A 16,300-nucleotide genomic window follows, 5' to 3' on the forward strand; every position below is an offset into this window, starting at 1 on the left:
GACCCATGAATAGAGTCGTTACATCTTTTATACTTTTGCCTTCACAGCTTGTTGGATCATTTCAATAACAGCTTCAATACGTTGGATGCCTTGATCTCCCTGACCGTATGCACGGACAGAGGCGGATGAGGCATTTTTCTCATTCTCACCAAGTACGAGCGAATAAGGCACTTTTTCCATCTGGGCTTCACGGATTTTGTACCCGAGCTTCTCGCTCCGCAGATCTGTTTCTACCCGAATGCCCGCAGCCCGGAGTTGGTTCTGTACTTGGAGCGCATAGTCTACATAATGATCCGATACAGGTAGGAGTTTCACTTGTACAGGTGCAAGCCAGAGTGGGAACGCTCCTGCGTAATGTTCAGTCAGGATGCCGATGAAACGATCGATGGAACCGTAGATGGCACGATGGATCACGACAGGACGGTGTTTCAGACTATCTTCTCCAATGTAAGTGAGGTCGAACTTCTCCGGCATTTGAAAATCAAGCTGGATTGTTCCGCACTGCCAGCTGCGTTTCAGCGCATCGAGGATATGAAAGTCAATTTTTGGTCCATAAAAGGCACCGTCTCCTTCGTTAATGCGATACTCCACGCCTCGACGATCTAGTACATTCTGCAAAGCTCTTTCAGCTTGATCCCACAGTTCTTCCGATCCCATGGAATCTTCCGGGCGAGTGGACAATTCAATCTTATATTCGAACCCAAAGATGTTGTACATACGTCCGATCAGTGAGATCGCCTGATTAATCTCGTCCTCGATCTGCTCTGGCATGACGTATAGATGGGCATCATCCTGGCAGAATGTCCGCACACGCATCATACCGTTCAGGGCACCTGAGAATTCATGGCGGTGAACCTGACCAAATTCCATCATGCGAATGGGTAATTCGCGATAGGAATGAAGTGTGTTTTTGAAGATCAGCATGTGCCCAGGACAGTTCATCGGTTTCAGTGCAAAAGTCGCATCGTCCACTTCCGAGAAATACATGTTGTCCTTGTAATGCTCCCAATGGCCGGATTGCTCCCACAGCCGGTTGTTCATCATGAGAGGAGTCCGAACCTCCTGATAACCTTCCTGTAATTGCAGCTCACGCGAGAATTGCTCCAGTTCAGTGCGAACAGTCATACCTTTGGACAGATAAAAGGGCATGCCAGGTGCTTCTTCGGAGAACATGAACAGTTCGAGCTCTTTGCCAAGTTTACGGTGATCTCGTTTCTTCGCTTCTTCAAGCATGTGCAAGTGTTCATCCAGTTGGGCTTTGTTCGGGAAAGCAGTGCCGTAGATGCGTTGTAGCATCTTATTATCCGAGTTACCCCGCCAGTACGCACCAGCCACATTCAGCAGCTTGAACGCTTTGATCCGACCAGTGGATGGAAGATGGGGACCGCGACACAGATCGAAGAACTCTCCTTGATCATAGATTGAAAGTTCGGCGTCCTCTGGCAAATCCTGAATGAGTTCAAGCTTATAGGGGTCTTGGATCTCTCCGAAGATCCGGAGGGCTTCCTCCCGGTTAACGACCCGGCGACTGATCTTATGATTCTCCTGAATGATTTTGTTCATTTCCCGCTCGATGGCAGCCAAATCACTGATGGACAAGGCATGCTCCAGATCAACATCGTAATAGAATCCATCTTCAATGACTGGGCCGATACCCAGTTTCACTTGTTCTGCACCGTAGATGCGTTTGAGTGCCTGTGCGAGCACATGTGCTGCGCTATGACGATAACGATATAGACCTTCCGCACTGTCCAAAGTAACGATAACAAGTTCGCAATCTTGCTTGAGCACCCAATCGAGATCGACATTTTGACCATCTACAATACCGCCAATAGCCTGTTTTCCCAGGCTTGTGCTGATGGATGAGGCGACCGCACCGACAGTGATGCCTGCTTCGTAAGAACGTACCGCGCCACCTTGCAGACGGACCTCAATGGAATGGCTGGATTGTTGAAGATCATTTGCTTGGTTGTTAATTTCGTTACCTGATTTGTTGCTTGCTGAGTTACTGTTTTCCTGTTTGCTCATGTGAACCACTCTCCATTTCTTAAAATGAAAGCGCAAAAAACACCCGTCCCGGAAAAGGGACGAGTGCGCTTGGCTCGTGGTTCCACCCTAATTTGGTTATGGTGCACCCTGATCTCGACCAGCCGTCGTGAACAGGAAACATCATAACCCTCATTGGAATCCGTTATCGGGGATCAGACGGTGGACTCTACTGGCAGCATGCCGAACATCCGAAGGAGGTCCGAAATGCTGAGGTTGGAGGTCACGGCTGCAGAGGGGTAATTCCGGTCCGTTCGCTGAAGAAGGTTTCACCAATCCCCTCTCTCTCTGGGCAGCACGCAAACGAAATCATGTCTCTGGTCATCGCCAAATATGTTAGATCAACTCATTCAAATTATTCTGAAATATGTTGCATTCAATATCAATATATTGGAACAGGTGTTGTTGAGTGTCGATTATATAGACTGAAAATGGAAAGGTCAAGTGGAACATTTTAATTGGTTTCGGACGGCCCATCCCATATTAAGCGAATGATCGTTCCTTCACCAGGGGTGGACTGTACCTCAATACGACCATTCATGGCTTCGATCAAACCTTTGGTTACCGCCATGCCCAGCCCTGATCCAACGTCCGATGTACCTGTATCTGTACCGCGATAGTATCGTTCAAATAACTTCCATACCATCTCGGAGTCCATGCCTCGTCCATTATCGGCAAACTGAATGCTGAATTCATCTACCTGCTTACCAGAATGCACACTGACAACCAGGATGGACTCGGGCGGATTATGAAGAAGGGCATTGGCAGTCAGATTATCCACAATTCGTTCAAACGACGGAATATGGACAAGTCCATACACAGGCACTTCGGAAGGTTGGAATAGGATGCGACCTTCCCCATATGCAGGATTCCGTTCGGCGCGCTGGATCAGATCACGAAGCAACGCATTTACGTCAGTCTCTTCAACCACAGGTTGATATCCTCCGCTGCGTAATCGATAGGTCATGGCAAGGTCGTTGACAAGCCTGTCCATATACATGGACTTATCGAGCATTATGCCTGCGAATTCCCTGACTTCCTCCGCGGTCCAGCTATACTTATCCGCCTCAAGCATATGAGCATATCCCTGAATGGAGGAGAGGGGTGTCTTCAGGTCATGTGTTATGCCAGCAATCCACTCCTCGCGTAGTGAATCGGTCTGTTTCCGAAGTTCTTCATCTTGTTTCAATGTGTGAGACAAGGCCTGCATGGAGCGGAGCACCTCAGCATAAACGTGATATTTCCGTTTCCATTTTCCGTTACGACGCTGGCTGCGAGGCACTCCTAAAGCTCCGGTGGGTTCCTCGTAATGCCCTCGCTCCAGACGCTGTAACCATTGGAGCATATGCAGCATGGGTGAGCCGAATCGATTGGCATACCAGAAGGCAAGCAAGATGAGCAGAATGATGATGGATACAATCAATACAACCAATGCCGGTTCCAGAATAAAATTGTAGGGGTTCTGATCAGTGTTCACCGCTGGATCACCAGGGATGCTAATCAGCCAGGTAGTTTCATTTTGTTCGTCGTACCACGTTGCAACAGACATACCTGATCGACTCGGATAGCGAACTTGCAGAACAAGTTCCTGAATGGTGTATTCGCTAGGTACGCCCATGTCCGGTTTGTTATAGGAGGAGAGCTCGCGTCCTGACGCGTCCAATACTTGAAGATAAGCATTGGCGGCACGGAGGGCCTCCTGTTGGTCGGTCTTAAGATCAAGCTTCCCGTTGGTGAAAGCAAGGTCTGAACGAATCTTATTCATTAAGGACTTGGCCGGGTTACTCTCACCATATAACAAGGTGAATTCCTTCCCGTTTTTCTCCCGGATTAGCATGACGATCTGATAAGGGAAGGGCTTTTGGCTTTCCCAGTATGCAATCAATTCTCCCGGTTTATAGTGAGTAGGAACATCGGCCGGGGTGTGGTATGCATCTATGGCGTAACCTTGTTCATCCAGAACTTGCAGCCAGCCTTGATATTTATCTACTTGCTTCAGCAATTCGGGGTCATATCGGATGGTATCATCCGGCATGATCTCTGCTGTATTAATTAATTGGTCCAGACCGTTGGCAGCAAAATCATCTACCAGATTCACTTCATTTACCTTTTGTACGACCCAGTAAGTGGCTACAGACCCAAGCAGGATGATAAGAACAACTGCACCGGCAAGCATCCCGATAAACCGGGTCATTAACCTGCGACGAATACTCATGGGCGTGACACATGTTCCGGCTGAATCAGTTTGTAACCCAGACCCCGGACGTTGACGAGAAACACCGGATTGGAAGGATCGGCTTCAATGCGCTCCCGAATGCGGTGAATATGAACCATCACGGTATTATCATCACTAATGGCTTCAGAGCCCCAGACTCGCTCATAGAGGTCTGATTTGGTGAAGATTCGATTGGGATGTTTGCAGAAAAAGAGTAGCAGTTGAAACACAAGTGCCGGACAGGGTACGGGCTCACCTTCAACCCGAAGTTCACCAGCCCACTCCAGTACCTGGAATCGTCCAAAATCGTACACGCCTTCCGATGTGCAGCGAGATGACGTATTTACGTTAGATGGGTTGTGATCCGAGATCGCTGCGGTTTTAGAAGGTAAATAACGCTTCAGTAATGATTTAATTCGAGCAACCACTTCCAGAGGATTAAAGGGTTTGGCAACATAATCGTCGCCCCCAACGGCGAACCCGGTTAATTTGTCATAATCCGTTGTTTTGGCCGTCAGAAACAGGATGGGAGCATCGGTGACCTGCCGTAGAAAAGGACAGATTTCCAGTCCGCTTTTGCCAGGAAGCATGATGTCGAGCACGATGCAATGATACGTCTTGTTGTTGCATGCCTCAATGGCAGCTTCGCCTGTTGTAACGGTATCAATATCGAGAAACTGCTCTTTGAGCAGAACGGTTTTGAGCATATGCAGAATAGCCTGTTCATCATCCACAAGCAGTAATGAGACGTTATCCATAGTTTAAAAATGACCTCCTGATCCTTCCGTTGTGTGTATTGCTAATCATACCATCCAAGAAGGCTGTATAGTGTATGAGCTATCTTAACGGAATCTTAATTATGCAGCCTCAAAAGGCGTTGCAAGTTTAACTACATGTAAGATGGGGTTAGACGAAGGATAAGACTCATTCTGTACACTTAACTGGAAAGTATAACGATTAACGGAAAGGGATGTTGAGAATGAACAGAGAAGGTCATCTGAAATCAAAACAAAATACACAATTGAAATTGCAGAATAAAAGGGGGTGGAAGGTGCTTGCGATTACCCTTGGAGCTTGCGTGATATTGTCTGCTTGCGGCAACAGCAACTCCATTACTTCCGACCAGGCGGAGCAGCAGTCAGCCGAACAGGCATCCAATACAAATAAAGAGGGTGAGAACACTCATCAGGAACAGGATTCTGCTTCAGCAGGAACTGCAATGGTTACACCCGACAATTTTGTTGATACCCTCATGAAGGGTTCCAGTGAAGATATTTACCGTCAGTTGAGTCCTCAAATGAAGGAAGCGATCACACTTGAAAATCTTAAAACGTCTGCTGACGAGTTCCTGGAAGGAGTAACTTCCCTGGATCAAGTGTTCGCAGCTGAGATGAACAATCTGACCGAGTTCGCCTGGAAGGATCAAACAGGGACAAAAGGGATTCGAGCCTATTTTACCGAGGCCAATCAGATTGATGGTCTGTTGATCCAGCCGCTGGAAACCCATAAGAATACAGATCAAAAGTTCACCAAAACTGAATTCCATTTCCCTTTAAAGGGTGAATGGTATGTGTTCTGGGGAGGTAACGATGTGATGTCGAACTATCATTATGAGCATGAAACACAGCGCTATGCGCTGGATATCATTCGTTCAAAAGAAGGTTTTAGCTATAACGGGGATGCCAAGGTGAACGCAAACTACCATGCTTTTGGTCAACCACTCTATGCTGCTGCGGACGGAACAGTTGTCGATACCAAAAATGACATACCAGACAATATACCCGGCGTCATGAATCCCGAAGAGCCAGCGGGGAATTATGTGGTGATCGACCATGGCAACAATGAATACAGCATCACAGGACACATCAAGGAAGGTACTGTTTCGGTCAAAAAAGGAGATAAGCTCAAGCAGGGAGACCCTATCGGTGAGCTTGGTAATTCGGGGAACTCCAGTGAAGCTCATCTGCATTTCCAGGTGTCGGATGGCCCGGATCTGTTCACATCTCGCTCAATTAACATTCGTTGGGCAGACCAGACTCAGCAGTTAACTCGTGGGAACACAATTCAGGGACTTCCAGAGTAATGATGGAGTAATTCTCTGTCAGAATGTTAGAGGTGACGAAGGCTTCTATTTTCCATTATAATATCCTCTATGATAATAGAACGATCTGGAATGATGGAGGAATAGTGATGAAACTGGAAGATGTGCAGATTGAATATGCGCGCCTGGAGGACTTGCCGAGGATTGTGGAAATTTATAATTCTACCATTGAGGGCCGTATGGCAACAGCGGATTTGGAGCCGGTGACGGTGGAGCAACGTTTGCCTTGGTTCGAGGAACATACACCCGATCATCGTCCGCTTTGGGTGATGAAGCAAGCAGGACAGGTGGTAGCTTGGGCAAGTCTCAGCTCGTTCTATGGACGCCCTGCGTATAACGGAACGGTGGAAGTCAGTGTATACGTCGATCAGCAATGCCGCGGAATTGGGGCTGGCGGACGTTTGCTTGAAACGGTATTTGAGGCGTGTCCTGCACTTGGGATTACGACCATTCTCGGATTTGTCTTTGGGCATAACGAACCGAGTCTGGGGTTATTGCGCAAGCATGGTTTTGAACAGTGGGGATATTATCCCGAAGTTGCCGTACTGGATGGTGTGAATAGAGATCTGGCGATTTTGGGCAAAAAAATATAAGTGTCGTTCTTATTCGTAGGATAAGAACATTGAAAACCTTCAACCTAAATTAATAGGATTGGAGGTTTTTTGTCGTTCAACTATATTCTTTGCTATGTGAAAGTAAGGTTGTGTTTATACGCCAAGCTGCTGTTTGATCTCTTGGATCTGTCCCAGATGACGTTCCTCATGATAACTTGTAAAGTCAATCCATTGGGTTAGATCCATCTCACCAAATACGGGATGAGGAAAGGACTTGCTGCGCAGCAGGTCAGGATCATGATCCAATGCAAAGTTATTTAACGATTGGTGAGATTCGTCCAGATCATTGCGTACGTCTGCAAGTGCTTCGGGCGCTGCTGGAGGCTGAAGATGGGGTGGTGCCTCTACGGAGCGGCTGCGGTCCAACGATAATTCATATGGTTTTTTGTCCACAGACACCGTCTGTTCCTTCTCGAGGGCCAGGCGGGCTTGTTTTCCAATGACATTTTCCATCAGATTCAGATGACGTAGTACTTGCATAATACTCCACTGTTCGGGTGAAGATTTTCGGTTCAATTGTTCTTCTTCGAGTCCTGAGATGGCTTCCCAAATTTGGTTGCGTATATTGTCATTACGAGTAAACATCGTGCAATCCTCTCCTTATATACGGGTTCTATGATGCGGGTAGTCTGTGTATGTTCATTACCCAAAATGTGGATGCTTATTCTTGAAGCATTGAGAATGGAAAGAGTGAATGCGAACCTAGGCAAGATTAGCCTTTGTTAGATGTGATTTGTGCCAAATAAAAAAAGCCGTTCTCCATGAACGGTTCATTTAAATCCATCCCAAGTCCAAAAAAAGATTGACGGGCAGACCCCGGCAAACTATAATCGGTACAAGTAACTTGATATGTAAGGAGTCCTGACATGATATGTTAGTAATCGACGAGGTGTATCACCATACAGCATTGCAAATATCATCGTCCGATTTATTGTACCTTATCGAACGGCTGAAGGTCAAAAAAGAAAATGAGATCCAAACGCTCAAGCAGAAGATCGAACAGTTCGAACAGAAGCGTCGAGCGGAAGAGGTTGCTTATCAATCGTTGTCGCCCGTACGCAAATGGTTTGCGGGCCGCCCAGCATCCCATCATCAGGCGGTAGAGTATATGGTGCAGGTGAAGGAACGTTTTCGCAAGATGGAACAGATTCGCAGACGCATACGTGAATTGGATCAGATCGCAGAACGAATTAAGCATCCGGACAGCATTGAGCGGGACGAGATTGAGCTTGCGCCCGATACAATCCGTGAACTCAGACAGCTTAGTGAAACGGAGGATGTATAAACATGACTTTGGAGACGTTAAGCACCGGGATTGATACGGTCTGGGTCGTACTGAGTGCAGCGATGATTTTATTGATGGAGGGTGGATTCGCCCTGCTCGAGGCTGGCTTTGTGCGTTATAAAAATAGTGTGAACATTATTATGAAGGTTTTTGCTGACATTACGATTGGAACGTTGCTGTTCTATGCTATCGGTTTTGGACTGATGTATGGTTCGGACGTTGGCGGTTTTGCGGGAGTAACGGGATTTTTCCTGAATGGGGATTTGTCTCACCTGGACGTACCGGTATCTCTGGAGACATTCTGGTTGTTCCAGGCTGCCTTTACCATTGCTGTTATTTCCATCGTTTCAGGAGCGGTAGCCGAGCGGATCAACTTCCGTGCCTACCTGTTGTATATCATATTGATGACGGCGATTATCTATCCAATTGGTGGACACTGGGCATGGGGCGGCGGCTGGCTTAGTCAGCTGGGGATGCAGGACTTTGCCGGTTCGGCTGTTATCCATGCACTCGGCGGATTCTCGGCACTGGCGGCTGCGATTATTATTGGCCCGCGTAAAGGCAAATACACGCCACTTGGCGTAAGTGCCATTGCACTCCCGAGCAATCTGCCACTGGCATCTGTAGGTGCATTTCTGTTATGGTTCGGCTGGTTTGGCTTCAATGCTGGTAGTACACTCAGTGCGACGGATGTAAGAATTGGTCACATTGCGATTGTTACGATGTTATCTGCGGCTTCGGGTGGTGCGGTTACGTTGTTGTATACGTTATTCCGCTTCAATCGTTCAGATGCGCCATCGGTCATTAACGGTTCACTCGCGGGACTCGTCGGCATTACGGCAGGCTGTGCTTTTGTTGGTGATGTAGCAGCGATATTCATTGGGGCAGTATCCGGTCTATTGATGATGGCAGCCACTAACTGGCTGGACCGTCGGCAGATTGATGATCCAGTTGGTGCTTTCCCGGTGCATGCTGCATCCGGAATGTGGGGCACGATTGCTGTAGGTCTGTTTGCTACGGATGGTGGATTATTTATGGGCGGCGGCTGGAGGTTGCTGGGTGTTCAAGCACTTGGCCTTACAGCCTTAGTCATCTGGGGATTCGCCATGACCTGGATCGGGTTAAAGTTGATTGGCAAAATTGTGCCTGTACGTTCGACAGAAGAAGAGGAAGATTTGGGTCTGGATATCAGTTATCATGGTGTGATGGCAGCCCATCAGGCCCATGAATTCCTGGATGGTGAGGAGCATATGCGTGCTTACCAGGAGAAGTCTTCTGATCCAAATCGTTAAATGGCATATAGGATAAGGAAGTAGACTGACAGGGGATGTCAGTCTCTTTTTTTGCTAGAAGCAGGGAAAGACGTCCGGGCGGAAGAATATACAGGTGTGAACCTGAATATGTCTCAGCATAGGTGTATTGTCAAAAGGGGAGGATCTATATGATTAAGCCAGAACAATGTGAACGTCTGACCAGAAAAGCCCGTAAAACACTTGAGGAATATGGTTTGGGAGTTGCTGCCGATCTGCTGCTGTCTTCAAGCCGCTGGGGAATTCGCCTCGATGTATCCACACTGGACGAATATCGCAGAACAGGAAACTCACGTGTGGGTGGACATCCGGATTTGCCAAGTCGCATGGAATGGCCCGTAACACAAGAAGGAGTTCTAATGACTTTCCTGGCCCAACTGAACCTGGTGGATTTGTCGCCGTATACGCCGAATGATGGGCGCGGGACTTTGCCTGAACGTGGAATGTTATACTTTTTCATTGGCACGGATGAATCTGCTTGTCCCATTGAACATCGTGTGATTTTTGAGCCGAGTTCTCATAACCTGATAAGGCGAGAGCCTGAGGATGATACCGCGCTGGATGGAGCACCGTTTGTTGCACATTCGGTGACTGTGCTGCCTAATCTTGAGTTTCCTACATATGCATATATTGACTCCAACGGGCTGAATGAGCTCTCGCCGCCGAGGCTTGAGAACGATGAGGCCGAAGCGGAAGTGAGTCTGTATGACCGTTACCTTGAATTCGAGTCGAGTTGGAATCATCCAAGTACGCTGAATTGGGGTGGGATGTTTGGATATCCTGACGGGCAGCATCCGGATGCCGAGCATCGTGCCTTGTTACAGATCGCACTGGGAGAAGAGTACGATTATAATGAGCAGGAGTGTGAGAAGAAGCTGACCAAGCATTACGGCGGTGATGAGGATCGGACATGGCAGGAACTATCCGATACGCTGCTGCTGTTGAAGATAGATACGCATGATGCTATTGGTTTCCAATGGTGGGATTGCGGGGAACTGCAATTTTTCATTCGCAAGTCTGACTTGGAGGCTGGACGATTCGAGCAAACGTATTGTTCGTTATACTCAAGTTGAGCAAAGATTTGAAAACAAATAGGCAACAAAATGTCCTGAATCCCGTCTATAAGAAGGAGGAAGGACTTTTTTTGTTCGTAGATTGTTATATAAATTGAACTAAAGAATATTTACACTGCACACTCCGATGACAGAACAACCTTCCGATCGCTGTTATCCCCAGATTTTTTTTGATTCCTTTTATAAAGGGGAAATCCGGGGATAAAGGCGAACGCTCCGCTTCTTCAGGTCCTTTCTGTCTTCTCCGTTTTGTGTAAATGTTTTGTTCAATTTATATAGATTTGGGGTATATATTAGGGAGGGATATCTTGGTTGATAACCGATCATATGTTCTGTATAATGGGATAAAAAGGAAGTGTGTCTGTTGATTCAATCTGCGTTCAAACATATTGACGTGGCCGTAACATCGTTGATTGATATATGTGATCAGTTGTCGGAAGAAGATTTGGCTTTGACTCCAATTGAAGGTAAACGGCCTGTTGGAGAATTACTAGCCCATCTGTCTGTGATCTGCCGAGCGGATGTTTATATTTCCGAAGGTGCATCGGAGGAAGAGATGGCTCAATTCTATGCAGAGAATCAGGCGCATTCGCTCGGTGAGATCAAGCAGGCTTTGATTGATAACCAGATGTATCTATACCAACGGTACAGGCAGTTTAACACGGAAGAGTTATTACATGTGACGGATTCGTACTGGGGAGCTTCCTATAGTCGGCTGGAGTGGTTACTTGAGATTATGGGGCATGTATATCATCACAGAGGACAATTGTATACGATGCTGACCCTGACGGGCAAAGAACCCGAATCAGTACTTTTTAAATAGAAACGGATAGAATACATATAAGCATGTTATAGGAAATATCATGGGTTAAAGTGGGAATAGACCGACGATACTACACGCCATACGTGAAATAACGGAGGATTCGGGACGTGGAACAACACGATACATGGAATGCATCGATGGACAATACGTTAATTGACAGGTTAAAACAGATTCCTGAACTTGGTCAGGCCACGCGGATTGAACCTGTTATGAAGGGTTATTCAGCAGATACTAAATTCAAAATGTTTATCCCTGGTCAAGGCCATGTGCTGGTGAGGGTGTATGATATTGCTGAGGAATGGATGAAGCAAAGGGAATATCAATATTTGCAGAGCATGCAACAATTAGGTGTACTGTGTCCAGCAACGTTGGGCACAGGTAGATTGGATGAGAAGAACGGATATATGATTCTTAGCTACATTGAAGGCGAAGATGCTTCCGAGAGACTGCCTCAGCTGAATGAACAGCAGCAGTGGGCGGTTGGTTTGGAAGCAGGAGTGCAGCTACAGCTGATTCACCAGTTGCCGATGGAGGGACAGATCGAATCATGGTACATACGCAAGAGCACCAAGCATCAACGTTACGTGGAGCGCTATAAACAGTGCCCTATCGTGATGAAAGAGGATCATGTTATTCTAACGTTTATTGCAGACCATCTTGGTTGGATGAAAAATCGTCCAGATGGATTTCAGCATGATGACTTTCACCCGAGCAATCTCGTCGTTAAGCAGGATAAACTCGCAGGAGTGGTTGATTTTAATCGTTATGATCAAGGTGATCCCATTCATGAATTTTTGAAGCTGGGTTTGTTTGCTTCGGAGATCAGTATTCCATATTCCATAGGTCAAATTCAGGGTTATTTCGATGGCAATGAACCGGATGAGTTATTCTGGAGATTGTATTCACTGTATACGGCCATGGCGCTGGTGTCTTCTGTGGTGTGGATTCAGCAGGTGAAGCCGGAAGAGACACATGAGATGATGACCAAGATCGAACGTGTCCGTGAAGATCATGATGATTTTCGCAGTTTCATCCCTCGGTGGTATACTTTGAACAGGTAAGGGAAAAGCATAGCCAACAGATTATGCTAAGGTATACCCGGATCAGAAGATTATATTTAAGGCCAGGCAACGAAGTGGAACTTAGGCACAAGCGGTTATTACTGAAGACGTTTAATATTCGGTATGAGGAGGATGAAATGAACAATAGACACATGAACTCGGATGGAGAGCTGCCTGGTATCTCCGGATTGGGCGGATGGCTTATTTTAATCCAGATCAGTCTTTGGTTTGCGTTGGTGTTTCTCATTTCGGATGTATCGCAGGTGAATGTCATCATGGACCCTGCCAGATGGGAAGTAGACCGTGGTGTCGATCCTCAGATTTACACGGAGATGATCCGTCCACTCCTGTGGTTTGGTTTCATAAGCAGTACCATTCTATTGATGATCGTTATCGTGAATCTCATTCTTTTATATAAACGGAAGAGACAGTTTCCGCGTATGATGATGGTGATGTACCTGATGAATGTGATCATAAGCATCGTGACGTGGATTCTGATTGCGCGCAATGAAATCCCAAGAGAACAGCATGTGCTTGATGCAACTCCGGCTTTTCAGTTGATCGTACGATCGCTTCTGACATGTTGTATCTTTACCCCGTATTTCCTAAAGTCGGTACGTGTGAAAAATACGTTTGTGAAGTAAATAGACTTCTTTGATTGTCTCACTGCACTATAGTGCTCTATAAAAGCGATACGTAAGGCCCGTTGTTATACAAGATTTTATCCTGTATGCTAACGGGCCTTACGTATGCTGAATATGTGAAAAGAACAATTATTTCAATGATGATTTTGTCCGTAGTGAGGCGGGAATTCGGCGTATCATCTGGTTCAATACCTCGGACAACACGAGGCCTACGGCAATAGCGCCTGATAACATGAGTGCCTTGGCGGCCATCTCCATGGCTGCACCGTAATCATTTTGCACAAAACTTCGCATCGCATTATACGCCAGTCCACCAGGAACGAGAGGGATGATGCCTGCGACGCTAAAGATGATGACAGGTGCACGAAACATGCGAGAGAATACCTGGCTGATGACACCTACGGCTATGGTCGCTGCAAGTGTAGCAGGAACTGCATCCGCTGCATATTCAAGCACGATATAGATGATCCAGCCGATCATGCCGACAAATCCACCGTGGAGCAGCATGCGCCGTGGTGCGTTGAAGATGATCCCAAACGCGGCTGAAGCGACAAAACTGGTCAAGGCTTGTTCAATAAAATGGAGCATATCCTGCATTCCTCCGTCTTACATAAAAAGTGAAAATACAACTGCAATGCCGGTACCTATGGCAAAGGCGGTCAGAAATGCCTCGGCTCCCTTGGATAATCCGGAGACAAGATGTCCGGCCATTAGATCGCGTACAGCATTGGTAATCAGCAGCCCCGGAACCAGTGGCATAACCGAACCAATAATGATTTTGTCCCGTTCATGACCTACTCCCATGTAGATCAGGAGAAAAGCGAGTAAGCCAATAACAAAGGATGCCGTAAGCTCGGCAAAGAATTTGACCCGCACCAACCTGTGAAAGGCAATAACGGCTGCATAACCTATGCCCCCGCAGATTAACGCCGGAAGAAAGTCGCTCCAGCCCCCGCCAAACATAATGGTAAAACAACCACTGGATAACGCTGCGGCCGTAAGCTGCACCGCCGTTGAATAGGAGGAGGGCTTGCCTTCGATCTGTACCAACAGATCATGAGCTTCCTGAGCGGATAGCTCACCTTGCCCAATGCGGCGGGAGACTGCATTCACCTCAGACACCTTGTCCAGATCCGTCGTACGCTCGGAGATACGAATCAGCTTGGCGGGTTCGGTTGCATCAACAGAGAAGAAAATGCCTGTCGGAACAACGTAACTGTGCGAATGGGGTAAACCCAGCGCAGCCGCCATACGTTTCATCGTATCTTCCACACGGTAGGTTTCACCACCGCTTTGCAGCATGATTTTGCCTGCGAGCAGACAGATTGCAATCACGCGGGATTGTTCAGTAGGGTTGCTGCCAATCATACCCGTCTCGGCTTGTGATACGGGTGATGAATCATGACGTATGTATTCCAACCGGATCAAGCTCCGTTTCATATGAGATATGGGGTGGTGCGACACCATTGTATCATATTTCACACGCTCGCAAGGAATCATACCGCACCATGGCCGGGACCATAAAAAAGCCTCGTTCCCAAGACTTGAAGATCTCAGGAGCGAAGCTTCTTGGAACAGGTTCGGATATGGAAGTACAATACCCCTACATCAAGAGTGTGATAACCAACAATTCATACAGCACAAGCGGCAAAATCGTTGGTCCAAACAAGGCGCGCGGTTCAGGATATCCGTGCATCGGGGTAACCTGGAGATACAAAATTCCCCGGTCTGCACTGATGATGACACCTTCCCACACTTGCCCATCGATATTCTGGACGTGTACCTTCTTGCCTATATGCTGCCGGGCTGTATGATGAAGCATATTCCGCACACTTTGCACGGATTGAAGCATCGGTTGATTGGCTTGATACACGACACGCGCGGATGGCGTGGATGTGGATTCAGACATGATGCACAACCCTTCCTCAAAATAAGTTCTTACTTCAAGGTATGCATCTGCCTATAAAAGGTGATTACACAAACGCCATCTCAAGGCTCCCGCGTCCATTTTCATAAGCGACTTTGCCCAATGCTCCATTCACAAAGGTGAGCTGGGGCGGAACATGGCCGAGATCCACATCGTACAGTACAGGTACATCCAGATCCCCAAGTGCAGAGGATAGGGCATCGGTAAAATTGAAATCGGCTGTATCGGAGTAACCCGCAGGTCGGCCGAACATGAAACCTTTTACACCTGCAAACCAGCCAGCCTGTCTCATCTGCCACAGATGACGGTAGATATCCCCCGCATTCATCTCACAGCTTTCCAGATACCAGATGGTACCTTCGTCTGCACAGTACTGATCCAAATACGATTGGACGGGTGCATACGGCGTACCAATCAGACTGGAGATCGTATCCATACAGCCACCGATCAGCCGACCGGAGAACGACACAGCGGTATCTGCATCTTCCGAGTGGCCGAGCTGTTTCCATTGCGAAGGTGTATCCAGGTTAAATCCAGGAGATTCCGGTTTCCATGCCGATTGATAATGTGTGGAAGACGATTGTGTGATCTGTCCGCCGTATTTGGTCTGTAACACATCAATCCAGCGCGCAGTCACGGGATCGAGGGCGTTTGATCTTAGATCAACATAATTGGTGCCATGTGCGGATGCTGTTCCGGTGATCAGGGTATAGGCGAACAAGAACGTACTGATATCCGAATATCCCATGACCCATTTGGGCGGTAATGTTTTCAAAGCTTCCCAATCCAGCAGGGGCAGGATATCCATCAGAAATTCCCCGCCCCATGGAGGGATAATCGCTTGAATATTTGGATTGCGGAAAAATTCATTCATTTCTTCGGCGCGTTCCTCTTTGGAGGCACTCACACATTTGGTGTTGTGGCGGAGCGACGGGCTTTCCAGCACGCCAAAACCAAGGCGCTCCATATTACGTTTGCTCTCCTCAAGATAGTGGTATAGGGATTCGCCTACACCGCTGGAGGGGGCTGCCACACCGATCATGTCCCCTTGCGCGAGTGGTTGCGGATAACGGATTGAACGATTATTCATTGTGGAAACACCCTTTCTTGTGAACATATCGATTTAATGTAGCTGTTTAATATTTTCATTATAGTGCATGACAACGTCGAGTGGCTTGCAATTATGGCGGTTACATTTTCT

16 protein-coding genes are annotated in these 16,300 nt (G+C 47.3%); 8 read left to right on the forward strand and 8 right to left on the reverse strand.

Going from position 1 to position 16,300, the window contains the following annotated elements; genetic code table 11:
* Positions 1 to 27: 27 nt before the first annotated feature.
* The 3 genes from thrS to NST33_RS07270 all read right to left on the reverse strand — a co-directional run bounded on the left by thrS (position 28) and on the right by NST33_RS07270 (position 5,019).
* Complete coding sequence (gene thrS, locus NST33_RS07260) at positions 28 to 2,028, reverse strand: threonine--tRNA ligase (RefSeq protein ID WP_339307363.1); 2,001 nt, start codon at positions 2,026 to 2,028, stop codon at positions 28 to 30.
* Positions 2,029 to 2,500: 472 nt separating this feature from the next.
* The gene (locus NST33_RS07265; protein WP_339183005.1) at positions 2,501 to 4,261 is read right to left on the reverse strand and encodes a HAMP domain-containing sensor histidine kinase; all 1,761 of its coding nucleotides are present in this window, start codon (positions 4,259 to 4,261) and stop codon (positions 2,501 to 2,503) included.
* Positions 4,258 to 5,019: a response regulator transcription factor gene (locus NST33_RS07270; protein WP_339183007.1), complete on the reverse strand. Its 762-nt coding sequence runs from the start codon at positions 5,017 to 5,019 to the stop codon at positions 4,258 to 4,260. The genes NST33_RS07265 and NST33_RS07270 overlap by 4 nt, the downstream gene beginning before the upstream one ends.
* Before the next feature lie 221 nt (positions 5,020 to 5,240).
* Here NST33_RS07270 and NST33_RS07275 point away from each other — a divergent pair, with 221 nt between their 5' ends.
* Positions 5,241 to 6,344, forward strand: coding sequence for a M23 family metallopeptidase (locus tag NST33_RS07275; RefSeq protein ID WP_339183009.1), 1,104 nt, complete (start codon positions 5,241 to 5,243; stop codon positions 6,342 to 6,344).
* A gap of 107 nt (positions 6,345 to 6,451) precedes the next feature.
* Entirely contained in the window at positions 6,452 to 6,955 is a 504-nt protein-coding gene (locus NST33_RS07280; RefSeq protein ID WP_339183011.1) for an N-acetyltransferase family protein, read from the forward strand.
* A gap of 114 nt (positions 6,956 to 7,069) precedes the next feature.
* On the opposite strand, the gene NST33_RS07285 is transcribed toward NST33_RS07280, so the two are convergent.
* Positions 7,070 to 7,561, reverse strand: coding sequence for a DinB family protein (locus NST33_RS07285; protein ID WP_339183014.1), 492 nt, complete (start codon positions 7,559 to 7,561; stop codon positions 7,070 to 7,072).
* A gap of 286 nt (positions 7,562 to 7,847) precedes the next feature.
* Between NST33_RS07285 and NST33_RS07290 the strand changes: the two genes are divergently transcribed.
* From NST33_RS07290 to NST33_RS07315, 6 genes are all read left to right on the forward strand, one after another.
* A complete protein-coding gene (locus NST33_RS07290) occupies positions 7,848 to 8,261 on the forward strand; it encodes a hypothetical protein (protein WP_221819256.1) in 414 nt (137 codons plus the stop codon).
* Positions 8,262 to 8,263: 2 nt separating this feature from the next.
* A complete protein-coding gene (locus NST33_RS07295; RefSeq protein ID WP_036610695.1) occupies positions 8,264 to 9,553 on the forward strand; it encodes an ammonium transporter in 1,290 nt (429 codons plus the stop codon).
* A gap of 149 nt (positions 9,554 to 9,702) precedes the next feature.
* Positions 9,703 to 10,644: a YwqG family protein gene (locus tag NST33_RS07300; protein WP_339307366.1), complete on the forward strand. Its 942-nt coding sequence runs from the start codon at positions 9,703 to 9,705 to the stop codon at positions 10,642 to 10,644.
* 355 nt (positions 10,645 to 10,999) lie between these two features.
* Positions 11,000 to 11,467: a DinB family protein gene (locus NST33_RS07305; protein ID WP_339183019.1), complete on the forward strand. Its 468-nt coding sequence runs from the start codon at positions 11,000 to 11,002 to the stop codon at positions 11,465 to 11,467.
* Positions 11,468 to 11,574: 107 nt separating this feature from the next.
* Positions 11,575 to 12,528, forward strand: coding sequence for an aminoglycoside phosphotransferase family protein (locus NST33_RS07310; RefSeq protein ID WP_339183021.1), 954 nt, complete (start codon positions 11,575 to 11,577; stop codon positions 12,526 to 12,528).
* A gap of 137 nt (positions 12,529 to 12,665) precedes the next feature.
* Positions 12,666 to 13,172: a DUF2569 family protein gene (locus tag NST33_RS07315; RefSeq protein WP_339307368.1), complete on the forward strand. Its 507-nt coding sequence runs from the start codon at positions 12,666 to 12,668 to the stop codon at positions 13,170 to 13,172.
* Between the two features lie 129 nt (positions 13,173 to 13,301).
* Here the strand turns inward: NST33_RS07315 and NST33_RS07320 are convergent, their stop codons facing one another.
* The 4 genes from NST33_RS07320 to NST33_RS07335 all read right to left on the reverse strand — a co-directional run bounded on the left by NST33_RS07320 (position 13,302) and on the right by NST33_RS07335 (position 16,189).
* Positions 13,302 to 13,760 (reverse strand): threonine/serine exporter family protein, encoded by a 459-nt coding sequence (locus NST33_RS07320; RefSeq protein WP_339307370.1) that lies wholly within the window; start codon positions 13,758 to 13,760, stop codon positions 13,302 to 13,304.
* A gap of 18 nt (positions 13,761 to 13,778) precedes the next feature.
* The gene (locus tag NST33_RS07325) at positions 13,779 to 14,540 is read right to left on the reverse strand and encodes a threonine/serine exporter family protein (RefSeq protein ID WP_036611092.1); all 762 of its coding nucleotides are present in this window, start codon (positions 14,538 to 14,540) and stop codon (positions 13,779 to 13,781) included.
* 235 nt (positions 14,541 to 14,775) lie between these two features.
* Complete coding sequence (locus NST33_RS07330; RefSeq protein WP_339183028.1) at positions 14,776 to 15,081, reverse strand: hypothetical protein; 306 nt, start codon at positions 15,079 to 15,081, stop codon at positions 14,776 to 14,778.
* Between the two features lie 64 nt (positions 15,082 to 15,145).
* Positions 15,146 to 16,189 (reverse strand): S66 peptidase family protein, encoded by a 1,044-nt coding sequence (locus NST33_RS07335; RefSeq protein WP_339183030.1) that lies wholly within the window; start codon positions 16,187 to 16,189, stop codon positions 15,146 to 15,148.
* Positions 16,190 to 16,300: the final 111 nt, after the last annotated feature.

It is taken from the genome of Paenibacillus sp. FSL L8-0435, from assembly GCF_037965655.1.
Classification (GTDB): Bacteria; Bacillota; Bacilli; order Paenibacillales; family Paenibacillaceae; genus Paenibacillus.